Below are 21,979 nucleotides of genomic sequence, written 5' to 3' on the forward strand. Positions count from 1 at the left end.
CAAACCGTCCGGACGGTATAGTCCTTTCGGACCGAGACGCAAGCGGGGCGGCGGCACAGGCGCCCCGGCCATCGCGTCCAGACATTCTCCGGCAGAGAGAAGAGACCGCTCCGATGATCAAGCGCCTCGTCGCCGCAATCGTGCTCCTCGCCCTGGTGGGCGGAGGCCTCGTCGGCTTCAACCTGTTTCGCGACCGCATGATCGCGGATTTCTTCGCGAACATGCCCGTCGCCCCCTCTCCGGTCGCCACCGTCGAGGCGCAGCCCGTCTCCTGGCAGCCGGCGATCGACGCGATCGGGACGGCGAACGCCGCGCAGGGCGTCGATCTCACGGTGGAGGCCGCCGGCATCGTGCGCGAGATCGCCTTCCGCTCGAACACGCGCGTCGAGGCGGGCGATCTCCTGGTGCGGCTCGACGACACGATCCAGCGCGCGGAGGTCGAGGCGGCGCGCACGCGCTGGGAGCTCGACGTGCAGAGCCTCGAGCGCGCGCGCGATCTCCAGGCCCGCGGCGCGGGCACCAATGTCGGCGTCGAGACCGCCGAGAGCGCCGCGCGCGCCTCCGAGGCGCAGCTCGCCCGCGCGCTCGCCGTGCTCGAGCAGCGCACCGTCGTCGCGCCCTTCGCCGGCACGATCGGCCTGCCCCGCGTCGATCTCGGGCAGTTCCTGTCGCCCGGCACGGCGGTGGCGACGCTCCAGGATCTCGACACGATGCGCGTCGATTTTCTCCTGCCCGAGCAGGAATTGCCGAACGTCGCCATCGGCCAGCCGGTCCATGTCCGCATCGAGGGCGGGGCGAGCGCCTATGACGGCGAGATCGTCGGCATCGACCCGCGCGTCGACCCGTCGAGCCGGCTCTTCGCCGTGCGCGCCTCGATCACGGAGACGCGCGGCACGCTCACGCCCGGCCAGTTCGTGCGCATCGCGATCGACCTGCCGCGCGAGGACGGCGTCATCGCGCTGCCGCAGACGGCGCTGATCTCGAGCCTCTACGGCGATTTCGTCTATGTCGTGCGCCCCTCCGAGGGCGATCCCGAGCGCCTCGAGGCGCGGCAGGTCTTCGTCGAGCCGGGCCGCCGCCTCGACGGGCGCGTCGAGATCCGCTCGGGGCTCGAGGCCGGCGCCGTCGTCGTCGCCGCGGGTCAGAACCGCCTCTCGAACGGGTCGCCCGTCACCCTCTCGCCGACACCCGCCTCCGATCGCTCCCCGATCCAGGCCAGCGAGGCCGCCGCGCAATGAGCCCCTCGGACGTCTTCATCAAGCGCCCCGTCCTCTCGACGGTGCTCGGCGCGCTGGTCCTGCTCCTGGGCTTCCAGGGGCTGTTCTCGCTGCAGACGCGGCAATATCCGCAGGTCGACGAGACCGTGATCACGATCACGACCGTCTATCCGGGTGCGGCCGCCGACCTGATCCAGGGCTTCGTCACCGCGCCGATCGCGACCGCGGTCGCGACCGCGGAGAACGTCGACTACGTCACCACGCAGTCGCGTCCCTCCGCCTCCGTCGTGACGGTGAACATGCGGCTCGGGTCGAACCCGGACGCGGCGCTCACCGAGATCATGTCCAAGGTCCAGGAGGTGCGCAGCCGCCTGCCGCAGGACGCGCAGGACCCGAGCATCGTCAAGGGCACGGGCATGACCTTCGCGACGATGTATCTCGCGGTCCAGAACCCGCAGATGACCCCGACGCAGGTGACGGAATACATCGAGCGCGTCATTCGCCCGCGCATGTCGACGATTCCCGGCGTCGCCGAGAGCCAGGTGCTCGGCGGGCAGAAATTCGCCATGCGCGTCTGGATCGACCCCGTGCGCCTCGCCGCCCGCGGCCTGACCGCCGCCGAGGTGCGCACGGCGATCAACGCCTCGAGCTTCCTCGCCGCGCCCGGCCGCACCCGCAACGAGCTCGTCACCTACGCGATCGCGATGGATTCGACGCTGCAGAGCCCCGAGAGCTTCGGCGCGCTCGCGATCTCCGGCTCCGGCGACGGGGTCGTGCGGCTGCGCGACGTCGCGCGCATCGAACTCGCCGCGGAATCGACCGACACCATCGTCGAGTTCGACGGCCGGCCCGGCACCTTCATCGGCGTGTTCCCGACGCCGGGCGCGAACCCCCTCGACATGGCCGCCGCCGTCGTCGCCGAGCTGCCCGCCATCCAGGCGAGCCTGCCGGAGGGCATGACGATGACGCTCATGTACGATTCGACCGAGCAGATCGCCGCCTCGATTCGGGAGGTGTTCCGCACCATCGTCGAGGCGACTGTGATCGTCGCCCTCGTCATCCTCCTCTTCCTCGGCTCGTTCCGCTCGGTCGCGATGCCGCTCGTCGCGATCCCGCTCTCGCTCGTCGGCGTGCTCTTCGTCCTCTTCCTGATGGGCTATTCGATCAACCTCCTGACGCTGCTCGCGATGGTGCTCGCGATCGGGCTCGTCGTCGACGACGCGATCATCGTCGTCGAGAACGTGCAGCGTCACATCGAGGAGGGCATGAGCCCGCGCGGGGCGGCCTTCGTCGCGATGAAGGAGCTGTTCACGCCGATCATCGCCATGATGCTCACGCTGGTGGCGGTGTTCACGCCGCTCTTCTTCACCGGCGGGCTCACCGGCGCCTTGTTCCGCGAATTCGCGGTGACGCTCGCGGGCGCCGTGTTCATCTCGGGCATCGTCGCCCTGACGATCTCGCCGATGATGGCCGCGCGCGTCCTCAAGGGGGGAGAGCCCGGCCGCTTCCAGCGCGCCGTCGACCGCTCCTTCACCCGGCTCGAGGGCTGGTACGAGCGCCGCGTCGCGGGCTCCTTCCGGGTGAAGCCGGTCACGATCCTGATCGTCGTCGTGCTCACCGCGCTGACCGGCTGGCTCTTCACCAAGACCTCGAGCGAGCTCGCGCCCGAGGAGGACGTCGGCGCGCTCTTCGCCATCGTCAACGCCCCCGCCTACGCCACGTCGGACTACACCCGCCGCTACGTCGAGGAGATCCGCGACCGCACGCAGGACCTGCCGGAGCTCTCGGCGAGCTTCTCCGTCGTCGGCTTCGGCGGCGGCACGAATTCCGGCATCGCGTTGTGGGCCTTCGAAGACTGGGCGCAGCGCGACCGCTCGCAGAAGGAGATCCAGGGCGATCTCCAGGCGCGCATCGCCCCGGTCGACGGCGTCCAGGCCTTCGTCTTCTCGCCGCCCTCGCTGCCGGGCGCCGGCGGCGGGCTGCCGATCTCCCTCGTCCTCCAGACGACGGGCGACCCCGCACGCGTCTACGAGGTCGCCGAGCGCATCCGTCAGGAGGCGCAGGCGTCAGGGCGCTTCATCGTCGTCCAGAACTCGATGTCCTACGACACGACGCAGGTCGTCGTGAGCATCGACCGCGACCGCGCGGCGGCGCTCAACGTGCCGCCGAGCCAGATCGGCGCGACGCTCGGCCTCCTCGTCGGCGGGGGCGCAATCGGGCAGTTCGACCGCGATTCGAACTCCTACGACGTGATCATGCAGGTGCCGGCCGAGTTCCGGGACAATCCCGAGCGGCTCGGGCGCTTCTACCTGCGCTCGACGACGGGCGACATGGTGCCGCTCTCGGCCGTCGTGCGCATCGACACCCGCGCCGCGCCGGCCGCGATCGAGCAATTCGACCAGCTCAACTCGGCGACGATCACCGCGCTGCCGCTGCCGGGCGTCTCGACGGGCGACGGCCTCGCGCTCATCGAGGAGATCGCGCGCCCGCTCCTGCCGGACGGGTTCTTCGTCGACTACGCCGCGCAATCGCGCCTGGAGGTGAGCGAGGGTAACACGATCGTGATCGCCTTCGCCCTCGCGATCGTCGTCATCTTCCTCGTGCTCGCGGCGCAGTTCGAGAGCTTCCGCGACCCCTTCGTGATCCTGATGTCGGTGCCGCTCTCGATCTTCGGCGTGATCGTGCCGCTCAATCTCGGCCTCTCGACGCTCAACATCTACACGCAGGTGGGGATGATCACGCTGATCGGTCTGATCACGAAGCACGGCATCCTGCTCGTCGAATTCGCCAACCAGATGCGGCGCGAGCGCGGGATGACCCGCGAGGAGGGCATGATCGCGGCCGCGCGGTTGCGCCTGCGGCCGATCCTGATGACGACGGCGGCGACCGCGATCGGCGTCGTGCCTCTGATGACGGCGGACGGGGCGGGCGCTGCGGCGCGCTTCTCGATGGGCCTCGTGATCTTCTCGGGCATCACCGTCGGGACGCTGTTCACCCTGTTCGTGGTGCCGACCGTCTACGTGCTCGTCTCGCGCAGGGAGCTCGCGCCGCAGACGCTGCCGGGCGACCCCGACGCCCCGCTGGAGGAAGGACCGCCGGCTGCGCCGCACCCCGCGACGTGAGCGGGGGAGGCCGAAAAAGAAAAGACCGCCCGGAGAGCCGAGCGGTCGACGAGGCCTTCATCGCGAAGTCGTCAGTGTCGGAGCACAGGGGCGCGTGCCGCCGATCCCGTCATGAAACCACGAAGCGGGGCGGCAGTGGGAGTCGGGGAGAATCCGATCCGCGTAATCCCGGATCGTCGGCGCGCGCCCGTCCTGGCGCCGCCCACCCGGTTCAATGAGCGATCGTGCGGCGCCTGTCGCGGGCGCGCGGCGGTCGCGGACACGATTCGTAAAGAAAGACGCCGCTCCCATTAACCGGACATTTACGTTGATGGCCAAATGTCGAGGTGTCGGCGCATGCCCGCAACCGTGTCGTAACGGTCTGCCGGGGCGGGCGCGGTGCCGACGGGGAGGCGCTCGGGGCGTCGCCTCTCCCGTGGCCCTCGCAAGGGCCGCTCGACATGTCCCGGGGGGCCGTCGTCGCGAGGCCGGCGGCTCAGAGGACCGAGAGTGCGGCGATGCGGCAGAGCGTTCAACAGAGCTTCAATCTCGAGGGTTTGGACCCCGACGTCCGCGACGCCGCGCGCGAGGCCGCGCGCCGCGCCGGGATGAGCCTCGACGAATGGTTGTCCGTCACGATCGCCGACCGCGCCGCGCGCGCCTATTCCGGCGAGACGCCGCGTCGCCGGGCCGCGCCCGCGAGCGGGGGCGCTTACGAGGATCTCGACAGCGTCGCCTCGCGGCTCGGCCGCGTCACCCGCAATCCGCGCGCGTCCGCCGCCGCGGCGCCGGCCGGCGGCGGCCAGCCGCGCAGCATCGACCAGGTCATCGCGGCGCTCACAGCCGAGCAGGATCGTCGCGCCCGCGAGAGCGCCTCGAAGACGGCGGAGGCGCTCGATTCGGTCGCGCGCTGGATCGAGCGCGCCGAGGATCGCATGAGCGAGACGACGCGCACCGTCGCCGAGCGTCAGGACCGCACGGCGAACGTGCTCGGCGAGGCGCTCGGCTTGATGACGCGCCGGCTCGACGACATCGAGCGCAAGGTCGCCGAGGGCAACCCGGCCTCCGTCTCCGCGGCCCTGAAGGCGGTGGAGAAGCTCGAGCAGCACATCGCCCGCGCCGAGGCCGAGCGCCGCGCGGCCGGCGACGTCGCCAAGGAGAGCGAGACGCGGCTCGACGCCCGCCTCGCCGAGGCGCTCGCCGGCTTCGAGAGCCGCATCGCCGCGATCGGCGAGCGGATGGCGCCCGCCCCCTCCAATCCCGCCCCGTCCGTGCCCGGACGGCCCCTGGGCCGCCGCGGCCTCTCGGTGCGCGACGAGCTCGTCGGCGCGGTGGCCGAGATCCGCTCGCGTCAGGCCGAGCTCGAGGCGCCCGGCCTTGCCCGCGGCGCGCAGGAGCCGGCCGGCGCCCGAACCCATTCGGACATCCTCGGCAGCCTGCGCGCCGACATCGCCAAGCTCGCCGGCCAGCTCGACACGCTCAAGCCGCGCGGCGAGGCGCCGGCCGCCGAGAGCGTGCGGGCCGAGATCGCGATGCTGCGCGATCGGGTCTCCGCGCTCGCCACGCGCGAGGAGATCGGCGCGCTCGAAGGCGTCCTGCGCGATCTCGCCCGCGAGGCCTCCCAGAGCCTCCTCCAGGCCAAGCTCGGCGTCGGCGCGCCCGATGCCGGGGCGATCGGCGCGACGCTCTCGCGGCTCGAGAGCGAGATGCGCCGCCTCTCCGACGAGGTCGCGCGGGTCTCGCCGCACACGCTCGTGGGCGTCGTCGAGGAATTGTCGCACAAGATCGACCTCGTCGCCGATGCCGGCGTCGAGCCGCGCATCGTGCAGGGGCTCGCCGATCAGCTCGCCGACCTGCGTGCGCTCCTCGCCGAGATCGCCGAGCCGAGCCGCGTCGACGGTCTCGCCGAGCAGGTCGCCGAACTCACCGCCCAGGTCGCGCGCATCGCCCGCGCCCAGATCGACCCGATCGATTTCGCGGGCGTGCGCAGCGCGGTCGAGGAGATCCGCGGCAGCACGGCGCGGCGCGAGGCCGAGGAGGCCGCCGCTCGCGAGGCGGTCGCCGCCCGCGAGAGCGCGCTCGCCGCGCTCGTCGACCGTATCGAGGGCCTCGGCGAGAAGCTCGATTCGATCGCCGGGATGGTCTCGGGCTCCGACCTCGGCGCGCTCGCCCGCCAGATCGAGACGCTCTCGCGATCGGCGGCCCGCGTCGAGACGGGCGCGAGCGTCGACCTCTCCCCGCTCGCCGGCCAGATCGAGACGCTGGGCGCGCGCATCGACGCGCTCGCGGCGCGCGAGCCCGGCGCGCCCGACCTCTCCCCCGTCGCCCGCGAGATCGCCGCGCTCGAGGCGCGGCTCTCCGAATCGCTCTCGGGGAGCCTCTCCGAGCGTCTCTCGGAAGGCCTCTCGGCGCGCCTCTCGGCCTCGCTCGCGGCGCCCTCCGGCTCGGTCGCGCCCGCGGCCCTCGTCGCGCGGCTCGACGTGCTCGCCGAGAAGCTCGACGCGATGCGCGAGGCGCCCCCCGCCTCGCACGGGCTCGACATCGAGGGGCTGATGCGCCGGCTCGACCGGATCGACGAGAGCCTCGCGCGCCCGCGCGACCGCAGCGAATTCGAGCCGTTGGAGCAGATGCTCGGCAAGCTCGCCGAGAAGATCGACCGCGCCGGCAACGAGGACGGGCTCGAGGCGCTCGAGCGGCAGATCGGGGAGATCGCCGCACGCCTCGACCGCGAGGCCGCGCCCGATCCGGCGCTCGCGAGCCTCGAGCGCAGCATGAGCGCGCTGATGGCGCAGGTGGAGGGTCTCAAGGACGAGCTGCGCGAGCCGGCTGCACGCGCCGAGGACGATGACGAGGACGACGCCGCCCTCGCTCTGATCGAGCGCTCGCTCGGCGAGTTGAGGGCCGCGCAGAGCGACGCCGATCGCAAGAGCCGCGACACGCTGTCGGCCGTCCATACCACCTTGGAGGCGCTCGTCGGCCGTCTCGCCGGGCTCGAGCAGGCGCCGCGCGCCGACGGCGCGAAGGACGCGCGGCGTCCTCGCCCGAAGGCCGGCGCCGCCCCTGCAGAGCGGGGAGAGCCCGAGGCCGCACCCGCGCGCGAACTCGACCCGATCGAGCGCCTCGCGCGGCGCACGCAGGCGATCGCCGCTGGCGAGCCGATGGCGGCCGCGCCCGCTTCGCGCGCGCCGCGGCGCGAGGGCGCGGACGACCCGCTCGCGAGCCTCGACGACATCCTGCTCGAGCCGGGCTCCGGCCGCCCCGACGGCGGTCGCGGCTCGGCCGCCGCGAGCGACCTCGCGCGCCCGCGCAATCTCGGAGAGGAGGCGGAGCCGGGGGACATCAAGGCGAGCTTCATCGCCGCTGCCCGTCGCGCCGCCCAATCCGCCGCGGCCGAGGCCGCGGCCGCCGCCCGCAGCGAGCCGGAAAAGGCGATCGAGACCGGACGCGCCGCCCCCGCGAGCCTCGCCCAGCGCATGCGCGGCTTGATCGAGCGGCGCCGCAAGCCCCTTCTGATGGGGCTCGCCGCGATCGTGCTCGCGCTCGGCGCCCTGCAGATCGGCCGCGCCGTCGTCACGGCGCCCGAGGCGCCCGCCGAAATGGCCGAACCCGTCCGCGCCCCTGTCGAGGAGCGCCTCGCCGCCCCCGCGCCCGAGATCGCCGCTCCCGTCGCGACGACGGAGCCGAGCGTCACCGCGAGCGGACGGGCGCCGGATCCGGGTGCCGATCCGGAGGAAGACCTGTTCGTGCCCGAGACGACGGAGGCGCTCCCCGAACCCGGGCCGCGTGCGCCGACCTTCGCCATGGGCGGCGTCGCGGGACCGGCGGCCGTGATCCCCGCCGACGATCTCGTCCGCTCCGGCCCGGGCGGGATGTCGGGCATGGTGCTGCCGCCGCGGCGCGACGGCCTCGCGGCCGTGATCGGCGGCACGCCGACGATCGTCGCCGGCGTCGAGGTCCCCGCGAGCGTCGGCACGCAGCGGCTGCGCGAGGCCGCCCGCGACGGCGACCGGATCGCGCTCTACGTCCTCGCCGAGCAGCTCTCCGCGGGGCGCGCCCTCCCGCGCGCCGCCGAGACGGCGGCGCGGCTGTTCGAGCGTGCCGCCGAGGCCGGGCTCGTGCCGGCGCAATATCGGATCGGCCAGATCCACGACAAGGGCATCGGGGTCGCCCGCGATCCGCAATCGGCCGAGATCTGGTACCGGCGCGCGGCGGAGAGCGGCAACGTCACCGCCATGCACAACCTCGCCGTCCTCCTCGCCGAGGGCGTCGCGGGCACGCCGGATTATACCGGCGCGATCGGCTGGTTCCGCCGCGCGGCGGAGCACGGGGTGCGCGACAGCCAGTACAATCTCGCCGTCCTCCTCGCGCGGGGCCTCGGCACACCGCAGGATCTCGTGGCGTCCTATACCTGGTTCGCGATCGCCGCCGCGGGCGGCGATTCCGACGCGGCCGCCCGCAAGGAGGAGGTCGGCTTGCGCCTCGCGGAGGCCGATCGCCTCGCCGCCGACGCCGCCGCCGGCGTCTGGAGACCCGAAACGCCCGATCCGGCCGCGAACGAGGTTGCGATTCCGGCCGAGGGGTGGAACGATCGCTCCGCGGGCATCTCCTTGCGCGCATCCTTCGCCTGAGCCCGTCGCCAGCGGCGGCGCGCCGCATCCTGACGGCCACGACATCGTCACCGGCGGGGGCTAATCCGATTCGCGCGGGCGGGAGACCGGCCGCGCGCGATCGTCGTTCGCCGCGTGTTCGAGGAAGGGCCCTTGTCGATCTATCTGCCCGTCGCCGAGATGTCGGTCAGCCTGTTCCTGATCCTGGGGCTGGGCGCCGCCGTCGGCTTCATTTCCGGGCTGTTCGGCATCGGCGGCGGCTTCCTGATGACGCCGCTGCTGATCTTCCTCGGCATTCCCCCCGCCGTGGCGGTGGCGACGCAGACCGCTCAGATCGTCGCGGCCTCGACCACGAGCGGTCTTTCGGCGCTGCGGCGACGGGCGCTCGATCTCAAGCTCGGGGCGGTTCTCGTCTGCGGCGGCCTCGTCGGGTCCGGGCTGGGCGTCCTCGCCTTCGCCGCCGTGCGCCGCGCGGGCCAGCTCGATTTGCTGATCGTGGTCTCGTACGTGACCCTGTTCACGGTGGTCGGCGGCCTGATGCTGCGCGAGAGCGTTCGCGAGCTCCTGCAATCGCGCAAGGGCAAGGTCCGCGTCCGGCGTCGCGCGGGCGAGCACCCGGCCTATCTCGGGCTGCCCTTCCGCATGCGCTTCCACCGGTCGCAGCTCTACATGAGCATTCTGCCGCTTCTGGGGATCGCCTTCCTGATCGGCTTCGCGGGCGCGATGCTCGGCATCGGCGGCGGCTTCATCCTGGTGCCGGCGCTGCTCTACCTGTTCCGCGTGCCCACCGCCGTGGTCGTCGGCACGTCGCAATTCCAGATCCTGTGCACGACCTTCGCCGCCTTGGTGCTGCACGCGGTCTTCAACCAGGCGGTCGATCTCGTGCTCGCGCTCATGCTGATCGTCGGGGGCGTGTTCGGGGCCCAGTTCGGCGCGCGGGCGAGTGCGGGCCTGCGCGCGGACATGTTCCGCCTCCTGCTCGCGCTCCTCATCCTCGGGGTCGGCCTGCGCTTCGGGGTCGAGCTCGTCGTGCGCCCGGCCGAGCTGTTCTCGATCGTGGTGACCGGGGGCGGCCGATGATCGGTCTCCTGCGCCCGCTCCGTGTCTTCCTCGCGCTTCTCGCCGGTCTCCTCGCCGCGATCGGGACGGCGCGCGCCGAACAGCTCGTCACCTCCCTGTCGAGCCACCAGGTCCAGATCACCTCGACCTATGTCGGCACGCAGGTCGTGCTGTTCGGTGCCGTGCGCCGCGATGCCCAGACGATCGCGCGCTCGGGCGCCTACCACGCCGCCATCATCGTGCGCGGGCCGCCGCAGACCCTGACGGTCCGCCTGCGCGAGCGGCGCGGGCCGATCTGGATCAACGGCGAGCAGCAGAAATTCGCGCAGGTGCCCGCCTATTACGCGGTGCTCTCCTCCGCGCCGATCGAGGACATCACGACCCCGCCCGTGCGCGAGCGCCTGCGGCTCGGTCTGCGCGCGCTCGCCGAGAGCCCGGGCGAGACGGTCGAGCGCGAAGGCCGCGAGGCCGTGTTCCAGGAGGCTCTCGTGCGGCTGCGCGCCCGCGCGGGGCTCTATCGCGAGAACCCGCGCGGCGTCACATTCCTGCGCCCGGACATCTTCCGCGCCGCGATTTCGGTGCCGGCGGACGCCCCGCCGGGGAGTTACGAGGTGGAGGTGCTGCTCTTCGCCGACGGCATCCTGCTCGCCCGCGACATCACCGCCTTCGAACTCGTCAAGACCGGCGTCGAGCAGCGGATCGCGGAGGCGGCGGAGACGCAGCCGCTCGCCTACGGCCTCGCCACGGGGATGCTCGCGATCTTCCTCGGCTGGCTCGCGAGCGTGGTGTTCCGGCGCGACTGAGCCTCGGGGCGGGGCGCGCAGGCGGGTTTTCGCGTCGCGCACCCTTGGACGCGGCACGCGGAGCCTCTAGCCTCGCAAGACCGGTCCCCGCCCGAGGAGATGCCCCGTGCCCGCCAATGCCGATGCCGTCGCCGCCTGGCTCGCCGAGCGCGAGCCCGACATGATCGCGCTCCTCGAAGAGGTCGTGAACATCGATTCGGGCTCCTACGACAAGCCGGGGGTCGACGCCGTCGTCGCGCGCTTCGCCCGCTTCTTTTCCGAGCACGGCATCGAGACGACGACGATCGCCAACGAACGCTTCGGCGACGCCTTGAAGGCCTTCGTGCCGGGCGGCGGCGGCGGCAACGAGCCGATCGTGCTGATGGGCCATTGCGACACGGTCTTCCCCAAAGGCGAGGTCGCGCGCCGGCCGTTCCGCATCGAGGACGGGCGCGCCACCGGGCCGGGCGTCTGCGACATGAAGGCGGGGCTCGTCATGAACGCCTTCGTGCTCGCCGGCTGGCACGCCTGCGGCGGCGCGGCGCGTCCGCTTCTCGGCCTGTTCACGAGCGACGAGGAGATCGGCTCGCCCGCCTGCCGGCCCCTGATCGAGGCGACGGCGCGGGAGGCGCGCGCCGTCCTGAATTCCGAGCCCGGCCGGCCCTCCGGCAACGTGGTGACCGGCCGCAAGGGCGGCGTCTTCATGGGGCTCGAGGTGACCGGCAAAGCCGCGCATTCGGGCGGCAATTTCGCGGAGGGCATCTCGGCGATCGGCGAGCTCGCCCACAAGATCGTGGCTCTGCACGCCCTCACCGATCTCGAGCGCGGCATCACGCTCAATGTCGGCCTCGTGCGCGGCGGGCAATCGGTCAACACGGTCGCGCCGCTCGCCGAGGCGGAGATCGACCTGCGCTACGTCACGCCCGATCAGCGCGCCGAGGCGATGGGCAAGATCGAGGCGATCGTCGCGCACGCCACCGTGCCGGGCGCGAGCGCGCGGCTGTGGATCAAGGGCGAGTTCTACCCGCTCGTCCAGGACGAGGGCTCGAAGGCTCTGTTCTCCGATTATGCCGAGGCCGCGCGGGAGGCGGGTCTCGCGGTCGCGGGCGAGTTCGCCGGCGGCTGCGCGGATTCCGGCTTCACCGCGAGCGTCGGCTGCCCGACCTTGTGCGCCGTCGGCCCCGTCGGCGGCAACGCCCATTCGCCGCAGGAATGGATGGCGGTCGACAGCATCGTGCCGCGCGCGCAGGCGATGGCGCGGACGGTGGCGCGGATCGGGTGATCCGCCTCGCCTCACCGCACCGATTTCGCCCCCGTGAGGATCAGCTGCGTCGCGAGGTCGGCATATTCCTCCCGCGAGATCGGGCCGTCGGGGCGGAACCACATGTAGACCCAGTTCATCATGCCGAAGAGGGACATCGTCACCGGCATGAGATAGGGCCGCTCGCCGGAGAGCGCGGGGTTGACCGCGCGCAGGGTCGCGGCGAAGCGGCGCACGATCGCGCGCTCGACGTCGCGGATCACCTCCGCCTTGTCCTCGGGCAGGGTCGCCATGCCGGTGAGCTGCACCTTGTGGAGATCGTCCGAGTCCCGGTAATGGTCGAGCACGCAATGGACGAGCCGGCGTAGGCGCTCGTCGGCATCCGCGCCGTCGGCGGCACTCTCCTCCTCGACCCGCGCGAGCGCCTCGTCGAGCACCTCGAGATGGCCGCGGATGATGTCGAAGACGAGCTCTTCCTTGTTCTGGTAGTAATGGTAGAGGAGCGCCTTCGAGACGCCGCATTCGGCCGCGATCTGGGACATCGACGCGCGATCGACCCCGCGCTCGGCGAAGGCCGCCGCGGATCCGCGCAGGATCGCGTCGCGCTTGTCGTCGTAATCGTTCGCGCGGGTGCGCGCCATGAGCTCAGCCCCCTTGATCCCTCCCCGTAGGGGAGGGTGGCCTCGCGAGCGTCAGCGAGAGAGGTCGGGTGGGGCCCGACGCTTGCAGGATCGTCTCCAACCGGGCCCCACCCGGCCGCCGTCGCTGCGCTCCGGCGTCCGCCCTCCCCTCCGGGGAGGGAGGCTCGCGCAACATCACGTTCTCGGGCGCTTGTCAACGACGCGCTTGGCCTTGCCGACGGAGCGCTCGACGTCTCCCGGTCGCACCACCTCCACGCGCGCGGTAATTCCGACGAGATTCTTGATGCGGTGGGCGAGGAGCGCGCCGAGCTGCACGCGCTCGCTTTCCGACGCCGCCTCGGGCAGCGCCTCCACGCGCACAGCCATCTCGTCCATGCGCCCCTCGCGGGTCAGCACGAGCTGGAAATGCGCCGAGAGGCCCGCGACCGCCAGGATCTGCTCCTCGATCTGCGTCGGGAACACGTTGACGCCGCGCAGGATGATCATGTCGTCCGAGCGCCCGGTGATCTTCGCCATGCGCCGCATCGAGCGCGCGGTGCCGGGCATCAGCCGGGTGATGTCGCGGGTGCGGTAGCGCACGATGGGCAGCGCCTCCTTGGTCAGCGAGGTGAAGACGAGCTCGCCCTCCTCGCCGTCCGGGAGCACCTGCCCCGTGTGCGGGTCGATGATCTCCGGGTAGAAATGGTCTTCCCAGAGATGCAGCCCGTCCTTCGTCTCCACGCATTCGTTGGCGACGCCCGGGCCCATCACCTCCGACAATCCGTAGATGTCGACGGCATGCATGTCGAAGGCGCGCTCGATCTCCTCGCGCATCGCGTTCGTCCAGGGCTCGGCGCCGAAGATGCCGACCTGCAGCGAGCTCTCGCGCGGGTCGATGCCGCGGGCGCGGAATTCGTCGAGGATGGCGAGCATGTAGGAGGGGGTCACCATGATGATGCTCGGGCGGAAATCCTCGATGAGCATCACCTGCCGCTCGGTCATCCCGCCCGAGATCGGCACCACCGTGCAGCCGAGCCGCTCCGCCCCGTAATGCGCGCCGAGCCCGCCGGTGAACAGCCCGTAGCCGTAGGCGATATGGCAGACGTCGCCGGGCCGCCCACCCGAGGCGCGGATCGAGCGCGCCATCAGGTCGGCCCAGATGTCGATGTCGCGCTTGGTATAGCCGACGACGGTCGGCTTGCCGGTCGTGCCCGAGGAGGCGTGGATGCGCGCGACCTTCTCGCGCGGCACCGCGAACATGCCGAAGGGATAGGTGTCGCGCAGGTCCTGCTTCGTGGTGAAGGGGAAACGCGCGAGGTCGGACAGCGCCTTCACGTCGCCCGGGTGCACGCCCGCCTCGTCGAAGCGGGCGCGGTAGAAGGGCGAGTTCTCGTAGGCGTGGTTCAGGCTCCAGCGGAGCCGCTCGAGCTGCAGCGCCTCGATCTCGTCGCGCGAGGCGATCTCGATCGGATCGAGGCTCGCGCGATCGGGCGTCCTGTCCTCCATGGCGTTTCCCTCGGTCTTTTCGGTTTCGTTATTCGAGAATGCGGCCCTTCACCGTGCGGGCGTGGCCGCGGAACAGAGCGACCAGGGCGTCGTCCTGATTGGTGACGCGCACGTCGTAGACCCCCGAGCGCCCGGCGCGATGAACCTCCACCGCCTCCGCGCGCAAGAGATCGCCCTCGCGGGCGGGCGCGATGTAGGTGATGGCGCAGGACTGGGCGACGGTGCGCTGGTCGGTGCCGTTGCAGGCGAAGGCGAAGGCGGAATCGGCGAGCGTGAAGACGTAGCCGCCATGCGCCGTCTTGTGGCCGTTGGTCATCTCGGAGCGCACGCGCATCGTCAGCACGGCGCGGCCGAGCCCGATCTCGACGATCTCCATGCCGAGCGCGCGGCTCGCCTCGTCCTCCGCCCACATGCGCTCGGCGCAGGCGCGGGCGAGGGCGAGCGGGTCTTGCGGGGTCTCGCTCATCGCGTGCCTCCGAAGCGGGCGGGGCGCTTTTCGAGGAAGGCCGTGACGCCCTCGGCGTAATCCGGCGAGCGCCCGGCTTCGCGCTGGAGGTCGCGCTCGAGGTCGAGCTGGGCGTCAAGCGATTGCGTGGCGGCGGCGTGGATCGCGCGCTTGATGGCGCCGTAGGCGCCCGTCGGTCCGGATGCGAGGCGCTTTGCGAGCGCCATCGCCTCGTCCTGGAGCGCCGCGTCGTCGACCGCCTTCCAGATCATCCCCCAGGCGGCCGCCGTCTCGGCATCGAGCGGCTCGCCGAGCATCGCGAGCGCCTTCGCCCGTGCCTCGCCGAGGAGCCGCGGCAATTGCCAGGTGCCGCCGGAATCCGGCACGAGGCCGATCTTCGCGAAAGCCTGCACGAATTTCGCCGAGCGCGCGGCGAGAACGATGTCGCAGGCGAGCGCGATGTTCGCCCCCGCGCCCGCCGCGACGCCGTTCACCGCGCAGACGACCGGCTTGTCGAGGCCGCGGATCGCGCGCACCAGCGGGTTGTAATAGGTCTCGATCGTGTGGCCGAGATCGGGCGGCGGGCCGCCCGCGCGCGGGTCGCGCTTGCCGAGATCCTGGCCCGCGCAGAAGCCGCGGCCCGCGCCGGTGAGGACGACCGCGCGCACCGCGTCGTCGCGTGCGGCGTCCTCGAAGGCGGCGAGCGCGGCGCGCGAGAGGGCCTCGTCGAAGGAATTGAGCTTGTCGGGGCGGTTGAGCACGAGGCGCAGCACGCCCTCGTCGAGCGTGCGCAGCAGGACTTCCTCGGCCATGGCATTTCCTCCCTGGCGCGGGGCGTCTGGCGGCCCCGTCGTCGTCGTCGACAAAAGGTCTTGCATAAACCGACCGGTCAGTCAATTATTCGCGCCACGCACACCGGAGGCGCCCTCGAGAGCGGCCCCGGCAAACACGAACACGGGAGGACGCCCCCATGACGCGCGAGGCAACGGCTCTCTTCGAGCGCCATCGCAAGACGCTCGACGACGCGCTCGCCGCGAGCGCCCGGCGCGACTACTGGTCCGCTTTTCCCGAGATCCCGAGCGGCAAGATCTACGGCGAGACCGCCAAGGCCGACGGCGAGGCCGCCTTCGAGGCGCGGCTCGGCAAAAGTCTCGACCTTCCCGGCCACCCCGCCGATGCGGGCGAGGCGGGCGCGGAGGTCTCGCCCTATGGCGGCGCGCTCGGCATCCGCTATCCGCGCGCTTCGGTCGAGGCGCTGATCGAGGCCGCCTCGCGGGCGGCGCCGGCGCTCGCCGCGGCGGGCATCGAGGCGCGGGTCGGCGTGTGTCTCGAGATCCTGGCGCGGCTCAACAAGGCCTCGTTCGAGATGGCGAACGCCGTCATGCGCACGACCGGCCAGGGCTTTGCCATGGCGTTCCAGGCGGGCGGCCCGCACGCGCAGGATCGCGGCCTCGAGGCCGTCACCTACGCCTATGCCGAGATGACGCGAACCCCCGCCCGCGCGACCTGGTCGAAGCAGGAGGGCAAGGGCGATCCGATCGTGCTCGAGAAGGAATGGCGCATCGTGCCGCGCGGCCTCGCGCTCACGATCGGCTGCAACACCTTCCCCACCTGGAACGGCTATCCGGGCCTGTTCGCGAGCCTGGCGACCGGCAATCCGGTGATCGTGAAGCCGCATCCCTCCGCCATCCTGCCGCTCGCGCTGACGGTCGCGATCGCCCGCGAGGTGCTCTCCGAGGCGGGGTTGCCGGCGGATGCGGTTCTGCTCGCGGTCGACGAGCCGGGCGCCGAGATCACCCGCGATCTCGCCGTGCGTCCGGAGATCGCGATCATCGACTATACCGGCTCCTCGACCTTCGGATCGTGGCTGCGCCAGAACGCGCGCCAGGCGGCGATCTATTCGGAGGAGGCTGGCATCAACCCGGTGGTGATCGCGGGCGCGCCGAAATTCTCCGGCATGTGCCGCAACCTCGCCTTCTCGCTGTCGCTCTACAGCGGCCAGATGTGCACCGCGCCGCAGAACGTCTTCGTGCCCGCGGGCGGCATCGAGACCGATCAGGGCCACAAGTCCTTCGACGAGGTCGCCGCCGGCATCGCCACCGCCGTCGACGAGCTCCTCTCCGACCCCGCCCGCGCGATGGCGGTCTGCGGCGCCATCGCGGCGGATGCGACGATCGAGCGGGTGCGTTCGGCCGAGAGCCTCGGGCGTGTCGTGCGCGCCTCCGCTCCGATCGAGGGCGCGGGCGACGTGCGCACCGCGACGCCGCTCATCCTCGCGGTCGAGGCGAGCGCCGAGGACGCCTATTCCGAGGAGCGCTTCGGGCCGATCGCCTTCGTCGTCGCCTGCAAGGACGCCGACGACGCGCTCGCCCGCGCCGCCGCCTCCGCCCGCGCCCGCGGCGCGATCACGGCCGCGGTCTATGCGACCGACGAGGATTTCCTCGCGCGCGCAGCCGACGCCTTCGCGGCGGCGGGCGCGAACCTGTCCTGCAATCTGACCGGCGGCATCTACGTCAACCAGTCCGCCGCCTTCAGCGACTACCACGCGACCGGGGCCAACCCGGCGGCGAATGCCAGCCTGACCGACACCGCCTTCGTCGCCGGACGCTTCCGGATCGTCGCGGTGCGCCGTCCGCAGGCTGCCTGACGACCTGTCCCAAGAGGGGGACGGCCCGGGGGCGCGCGCCGGAAAGAGCGCGCGTCCCCACGAGACAAACAACCGATCTCGGGAGGATCGCTCAATGATGATGAAGAAGGCCGCAATCGCGGCCGCAGCTCTGCTCGCATCCACCGCTCTCGCCCAGGCCGAAATCCGGCTCGGCGCGAGCCTCTCCGTCACCGGCCCCGCCTCGTTCCTCGGCGATCCGGCGCTGAAGACGCTCGAGATGCTCGTCGAGGAGATCAACGCGAATGGCGGCATCGACGGCGAGCGCGTCGTGCTGATCCATTACGACGATGCCGGCGACGCCAACCGCGCGCGCACCTTCGCCACCCGCCTCGTCGAGGACGACGAGGTTCACGCCGTGATCGGCGGCTCGACCACCGGCACGACGATGGCGATGGCGCAGGTCTTCAACGAGGCGGAGATCCCGTTCATCTCGCTCGCGGGCGCGGTCGTCATCATCGATCCGGTTCAGCCCTTCGTCTTCAAGACGCCGCACACCGACCGGATGGCCTGCGAGAAGATCTTCGCCGACATCGAGAGCCGCGGGCTCACCCGCGTCGGCATGATCTCGGGCTCGGACGGCTTCGGCGCCTCGATGCGCGAGCAATGCCTCGACGTGGTGCAGGGAACCGGCATCGAGATCGTCGGGGACGAGACCTACGGCCCGACCGACGCCGACATGACGCCCCAGCTCACCCGGCTCCGCAACACGCCCGGCATCGAGGCGATCGTCAATCCGGGCTTCGGCCAGGGCCCGACGGTGGTGACGCGCAACTTCGCCCAGCTCGGCATCGAGCTGCCGTTCTACCAGTCGCACGGCGTCGCCTCGCGCAGCTATATCGAGCTCTCCGGCCCCGCGTCGGAGGGCGTGCGCCTGCCCGGCACCGCGCTTCTCGTCGCCGACATCCTCCCCGCGGACGATCCGCAGCACGACGTCGTGCACGCCTATCGCGACGCCTTCGAGGGCCGCTTCAACCAGCCGGTCTCGACCTTCGGCGGCTATGCCCACGACGCCTTCCGCCTGATGGTCGACGCCATCTCCCGCGCCGACAGCCTCGACGGGGTCGCGATCCGCGACGCCTTGCGTGCGACGGACGGGTTCGTCGGGACGACGGGCATCTACACGATGTCCGAGACGGACCACATGGGCCTCGACCTCTCCGCCTTCCGCATGCTCGAGATCCAGGGCGGCGATTGGGTGCTCGTGGATTGAGCGGGCGACCTCCCTCCCCGTAGGGGAGGGTGGCCTCCGAGGCGAAGCCGAAGGAGGTCGGGTGGGGCACGACGCGCAAAGAACAGTCTCCACCCTTCGGGCCCCACCCGGCCCGTGTCGCTGCCGCTCCACGGTCCACCCTCCCCTACGGGGAGGGACGAAAGGAGAGCATCATGGCCGAGTTCCTGCAGTTCTTCTTCTCCGGGCTGACGGTGGGCGCGGTCTATGCGCTCGTCGCGCTCGGGTTCACGATGATCTACAACGCGTCGGGCGTCGTGAACTTCGCCCAGGGCGAGTTCGTGATGCTGGGCGGAATGCTGACCGTCTTCCTCGGCTATGCGGGGCTCCCCATCGCGGCCGCCGCGATCCTGGCGATCGTGATCACGGCCTGCATCGGGCTCCTCCTCAACAAGCTCGCGATAGAGCCCGCGCGCAACGCCTCGATCGTCTCGCTGATCATCATCACGATCGGCGCCTCGATCTTCCTGCGCGGCACGGCGCAGGTCGTCTTCGACAAGCAGATCCACCGCTTCCCCGCCTTCACCGGCGAGGCGCCCTTCGTGATCGGCGGGGCGACGATCCTGCCGCAGAGCCTGTGGGTGCTCGCGGGCGCGGCGGCGGTGTTCGCGGCGCTCTATCTGTTCGTCACCTATTCGATCACCGGCAAGGCCATCCGCGCGACCGCCAACAACCGGCTCGCCGCGATGCTGGTGGGCATCGACGTGCGCTTCGTGCTGACGCTCAGCTTCGCGCTCTCGGCGGCGATCGGCGCGCTTGCCGGCGTCCTCGTCACGCCGATCACCAACACGGCCTTCGACGTCGGCGTGCCGCTCGCGCTCAAAGGCTTCGCGGCGGCGATGCTGGGGGGCATGGGCGTGCCGGCGGGCGCGCTCGTCGGCGGGCTTCTGCTCGGCCTCGTCGAGGCGATGACGGCGGGCTACGTCTCCTCCGCCTACAAGGAGGCGGTGGCCTTCGTCGTCATCCTCGCGGTGCTCTTCGTGATGCCGCAGGGCCTGTTCGGCAAGGCGGCGACCGAGAGGGTCTGACGATGCGCATCTCGCCCGCCGTCGCGACGCTGACCGCACTCGCGCTCATCATCGCGATCCTGCCTGTGTTCTTCCCCACGACCTTCTATTACCGGGTCGGCGCGCTGATCTTCGTCAACGGGCTCGCGGTGACGGGGCTCGTGATCCTGATCGGCTATGCCGGGCAGATCTCGCTCGGGCATGCGGGCTTCGCCGGGATCGGGGCCTATGCCGCCGCGCTCGGGCCCGTCCATCTCGGGCTCCATCCCGCCTGGTGCATGCTCCTCGGCGCCCTCCTGTCGGCGGGCGTCGCCTTCCTGATCGGGCGCCCGATCCTGAAGCTCAAGGGCCATTATCTCGCGGTGGCGACGCTCGGCTTCGGCATCCTCGTCTTCATCGTGCTGACGAACGAGGCCTGGCTGACGCGCGGGCCGGACGGGATCGCGGTCGAGGATCTCGGCTTGCGCGAGGCCGCGCGCGCGATCGGGCTCGATTTGCGCGCGCCGGTGCTGTGGTACTGGTTCACCGGGATCGTCCTGTGGATCGGCGCGCTGATCGCGCTCAATCTCAATGCGAGCCCGTCGGGCCGGGCCTTGCGCGCGCTCCACGATTCGGAAGTCGCCGCGCGCACGGCGGGCGTCGACGTCGCGCGCTACAAGCTCGCCGCCTTCGTGATCTCGGCCGTCTACGCCTCGCTCGCGGGCTCGCTTCAGGCGCTCCTCAACCGCTTCGTGACGCCGGACGTGGCGGGCTTCCTGCATTCGGTCGAATGGGTGACGATGACGGTGCTGGGCGGCGCGGGCAGCGTCTTCGGCGCGATCATGGGCGCGGCGCTGCTGACCGCGCTGCCGCAGGTGCTGACCGTCTTCCAGGAATACGAGCACCTGATCCTGGGCCTCGTCATGATGCTCGTGATGATCTTCATGCCCGACGGCGTCCTGCCGACGCTCGTGCGGCGCCTGCGCAGGAGGAAGACGTGAGCCTTCTTTCCATCGAGGGCCTCGGCATCGATTTCGGCGGCGTGAAGGCCGTCGACGCGGTGAGTTTCGAGGCGAATGCCGGCGAGATCCTCTCGGTGATCGGGCCGAACGGTGCGGGGAAGACGACGCTCTTCAACATGATCTCCGGGCTCTACCGGCCCGCGCGCGGGCGCGTCGTGCTCGACGGGGAGGACGTGACCTTCCTCGAGCCGCACAGGCTCGCCGCGCGCGGCCTCTCGCGCACCTTCCAGAACCTGCAGATCTATCCGCGCATGACGATCCTCGAGAACGTCATGGCCGGGCGCCACCTCATGGAGCGCGGCTCGATCCTCGCCGACATGCTCGGCCTGCCCTCCTCGCGGCGGCGCACGCGCGAGACGCGGGCAGCCGCGATGGCGCTCCTCGAGCGCGTCGGCCTCGCGCGCTGGGCGGAGAACGAGGCGTCCTCGCTCTCCTACGGCGCCCTGAAGCGTCTCGAGATCGCCCGCGCGCTCGCCGCGCGCCCGCGCCTCGTCCTCCTCGACGAGCCGGCCGCGGGCTGCAACGCGGTCGAGACGGAGGAGATCGACGCGCTCATCGCGGAGATCGCGAAGGACGGCGTCGGCGTCCTCCTCGTCGAGCACGACATGAAGCTCGTCATGAAGATCTCCCACCGGGTGGTCGTGCTCGACCACGGCGTGAAGATCGCGCAGGGAGCGCCGGCCGAGGTCTCGCGCGATCCGAAGGTGATCGAGGCCTATCTCGGCGCGCAGAGCGGGGAGGGGGCTCTCGATGCTCTCGGTTGAAGGCCTTCGCGCCGGCTACGGGCGCATCGAGGTGCTGCACGGGATCGATCTCGAAGTGCGCTCGGGGGAGATCGTCACGGTCGTCGGCGCGAACGGGGCGGGGAAGACGACGCTCCTGCGCTGCCTCTCGGGCGTCCACCCGACGACGCACGGGCGCGTGCATTTCCGCGGCGAGGACGTCACGCGCGCCGGCCCTCACGTGCGCGTCGCCCGCGGCCTCGCGCAATCGCCGGAGGGGCGGCAGATCTTCACCAATCTGACGGTGGAGGAGAACCTGCGGCTCGGCGCCTATCTCTTCTCGGACGACCGGGTCGCCGCCGACATGGAGGAGGCCTTCCGCACCTTCCCCGTCCTGCGCGAGAAGCGCGCGCAGATCGCCGGCGGGCTCTCGGGCGGCCAGCAGCAGATGCTCGCCATCGCCCGCGCGCTGATGAGCCGGCCCTCCTGCCTCCTCCTCGACGAGCCGAGTCTCGGGCTCGCGCCGATCCTCGCGCGCCAGGTGCTCGACGCGGTGGTGACCCTCAAGGGGCTCGGCGTGACGATCCTCCTCGTCGAGCAGAACGCGTTCGCGGCGCTCTCCATCGCCGATCGCGGCTACGTCATGGAGACCGGGCGCATCGCGATGAGCGGGCCGGCATCCGATCTCGTGGCCGATGCGCGGGTGCGCGAGGCCTATCTCGGGATCTGAATTCGCAGGCGAAAATTTTTTCCAC

16 protein-coding genes are annotated in these 21,979 nt (G+C 71.4%); 12 read left to right on the forward strand and 4 right to left on the reverse strand.

The features are described 5' to 3' along the window. Positions 1-113: 113 nt before the first annotated feature. From ACK4UM_RS12575 to ACK4UM_RS12600, 6 genes are all read left to right on the forward strand, one after another. Positions 114-1,238 (forward strand): efflux RND transporter periplasmic adaptor subunit, encoded by a 1,125-nt coding sequence (locus tag ACK4UM_RS12575; protein WP_409799394.1) that lies wholly within the window; start codon positions 114-116, stop codon positions 1,236-1,238. Further along, positions 1,235-4,339, forward strand: coding sequence for an efflux RND transporter permease subunit (locus ACK4UM_RS12580; RefSeq protein ID WP_409799397.1), 3,105 nt, complete (start codon positions 1,235-1,237; stop codon positions 4,337-4,339). The genes ACK4UM_RS12575 and ACK4UM_RS12580 overlap by 4 nt, the downstream gene beginning before the upstream one ends. Before the next feature lie 497 nt (positions 4,340-4,836). Further along, positions 4,837-8,946: a hypothetical protein gene (locus tag ACK4UM_RS12585; protein WP_409799400.1), complete on the forward strand. Its 4,110-nt coding sequence runs from the start codon at positions 4,837-4,839 to the stop codon at positions 8,944-8,946. Between the two features lie 132 nt (positions 8,947-9,078). After that, positions 9,079-10,005 (forward strand): sulfite exporter TauE/SafE family protein, encoded by a 927-nt coding sequence (locus tag ACK4UM_RS12590; RefSeq protein WP_409799403.1) that lies wholly within the window; start codon positions 9,079-9,081, stop codon positions 10,003-10,005. Further along, positions 10,002-10,787 carry a TIGR02186 family protein gene (locus ACK4UM_RS12595; RefSeq protein WP_409799405.1) on the forward strand — a complete coding sequence of 262 codons (786 nt, stop codon included), beginning with the start codon at positions 10,002-10,004 and terminating at the stop codon, positions 10,785-10,787. Before ACK4UM_RS12590 ends, ACK4UM_RS12595 begins: the two co-directional genes overlap by 4 nt. A gap of 160 nt (positions 10,788-10,947) precedes the next feature. Beyond that, positions 10,948-12,048, forward strand: coding sequence for a M20 family metallopeptidase (locus ACK4UM_RS12600; protein WP_409799463.1), 1,101 nt, complete (start codon positions 10,948-10,950; stop codon positions 12,046-12,048). Between the two features lie 11 nt (positions 12,049-12,059). On the opposite strand, the gene ACK4UM_RS12605 is transcribed toward ACK4UM_RS12600, so the two are convergent. The 4 genes from ACK4UM_RS12605 to paaG all read right to left on the reverse strand — a co-directional run bounded on the left by ACK4UM_RS12605 (position 12,060) and on the right by paaG (position 15,410). Beyond that, the gene (locus ACK4UM_RS12605) at positions 12,060-12,668 is read right to left on the reverse strand and encodes a TetR/AcrR family transcriptional regulator (RefSeq protein WP_409799408.1); all 609 of its coding nucleotides are present in this window, start codon (positions 12,666-12,668) and stop codon (positions 12,060-12,062) included. 174 nt (positions 12,669-12,842) lie between these two features. After that, on the reverse strand, positions 12,843-14,153 hold the full coding sequence (paaK, locus tag ACK4UM_RS12610) for a phenylacetate--CoA ligase PaaK (protein WP_409799411.1): 1,311 nt from the start codon (positions 14,151-14,153) through the stop codon (positions 12,843-12,845). 28 nt (positions 14,154-14,181) lie between these two features. Then, positions 14,182-14,619, reverse strand: coding sequence for a hydroxyphenylacetyl-CoA thioesterase PaaI (gene paaI / locus ACK4UM_RS12615; RefSeq protein ID WP_409799414.1), 438 nt, complete (start codon positions 14,617-14,619; stop codon positions 14,182-14,184). Continuing rightward, on the reverse strand, positions 14,616-15,410 hold the full coding sequence (paaG, locus tag ACK4UM_RS12620; protein ID WP_409799417.1) for a 2-(1,2-epoxy-1,2-dihydrophenyl)acetyl-CoA isomerase PaaG: 795 nt from the start codon (positions 15,408-15,410) through the stop codon (positions 14,616-14,618). The genes paaI and paaG overlap by 4 nt, the downstream gene beginning before the upstream one ends. A 158-nt stretch (positions 15,411-15,568) precedes the next feature. Between paaG and paaN the strand changes: the two genes are divergently transcribed. From paaN to ACK4UM_RS12650, 6 genes are all read left to right on the forward strand, one after another. Further along, positions 15,569-17,245 (forward strand): phenylacetic acid degradation protein PaaN, encoded by a 1,677-nt coding sequence (paaN, locus tag ACK4UM_RS12625; RefSeq protein WP_409799420.1) that lies wholly within the window; start codon positions 15,569-15,571, stop codon positions 17,243-17,245. Positions 17,246-17,339: 94 nt separating this feature from the next. Then, positions 17,340-18,476 (forward strand): ABC transporter substrate-binding protein, encoded by a 1,137-nt coding sequence (locus ACK4UM_RS12630; protein WP_409799423.1) that lies wholly within the window; start codon positions 17,340-17,342, stop codon positions 18,474-18,476. 173 nt (positions 18,477-18,649) lie between these two features. Then, a complete protein-coding gene (locus tag ACK4UM_RS12635) occupies positions 18,650-19,522 on the forward strand; it encodes a branched-chain amino acid ABC transporter permease (RefSeq protein ID WP_409799426.1) in 873 nt (290 codons plus the stop codon). A gap of 2 nt (positions 19,523-19,524) precedes the next feature. Beyond that, positions 19,525-20,481, forward strand: coding sequence for a branched-chain amino acid ABC transporter permease (locus tag ACK4UM_RS12640; RefSeq protein WP_409799428.1), 957 nt, complete (start codon positions 19,525-19,527; stop codon positions 20,479-20,481). Next, a complete protein-coding gene (locus ACK4UM_RS12645) occupies positions 20,478-21,266 on the forward strand; it encodes an ABC transporter ATP-binding protein (RefSeq protein WP_409799431.1) in 789 nt (262 codons plus the stop codon). Before ACK4UM_RS12640 ends, ACK4UM_RS12645 begins: the two co-directional genes overlap by 4 nt. After that, positions 21,253-21,954, forward strand: coding sequence for an ABC transporter ATP-binding protein (locus ACK4UM_RS12650; protein WP_409799434.1), 702 nt, complete (start codon positions 21,253-21,255; stop codon positions 21,952-21,954). The genes ACK4UM_RS12645 and ACK4UM_RS12650 overlap by 14 nt, the downstream gene beginning before the upstream one ends. Positions 21,955-21,979 lie beyond the last annotated feature (25 nt).

The organism is Salinarimonas sp. (genome assembly GCF_046292825.1).
GTDB lineage: Bacteria > Pseudomonadota > Alphaproteobacteria > Rhizobiales > Beijerinckiaceae > Salinarimonas.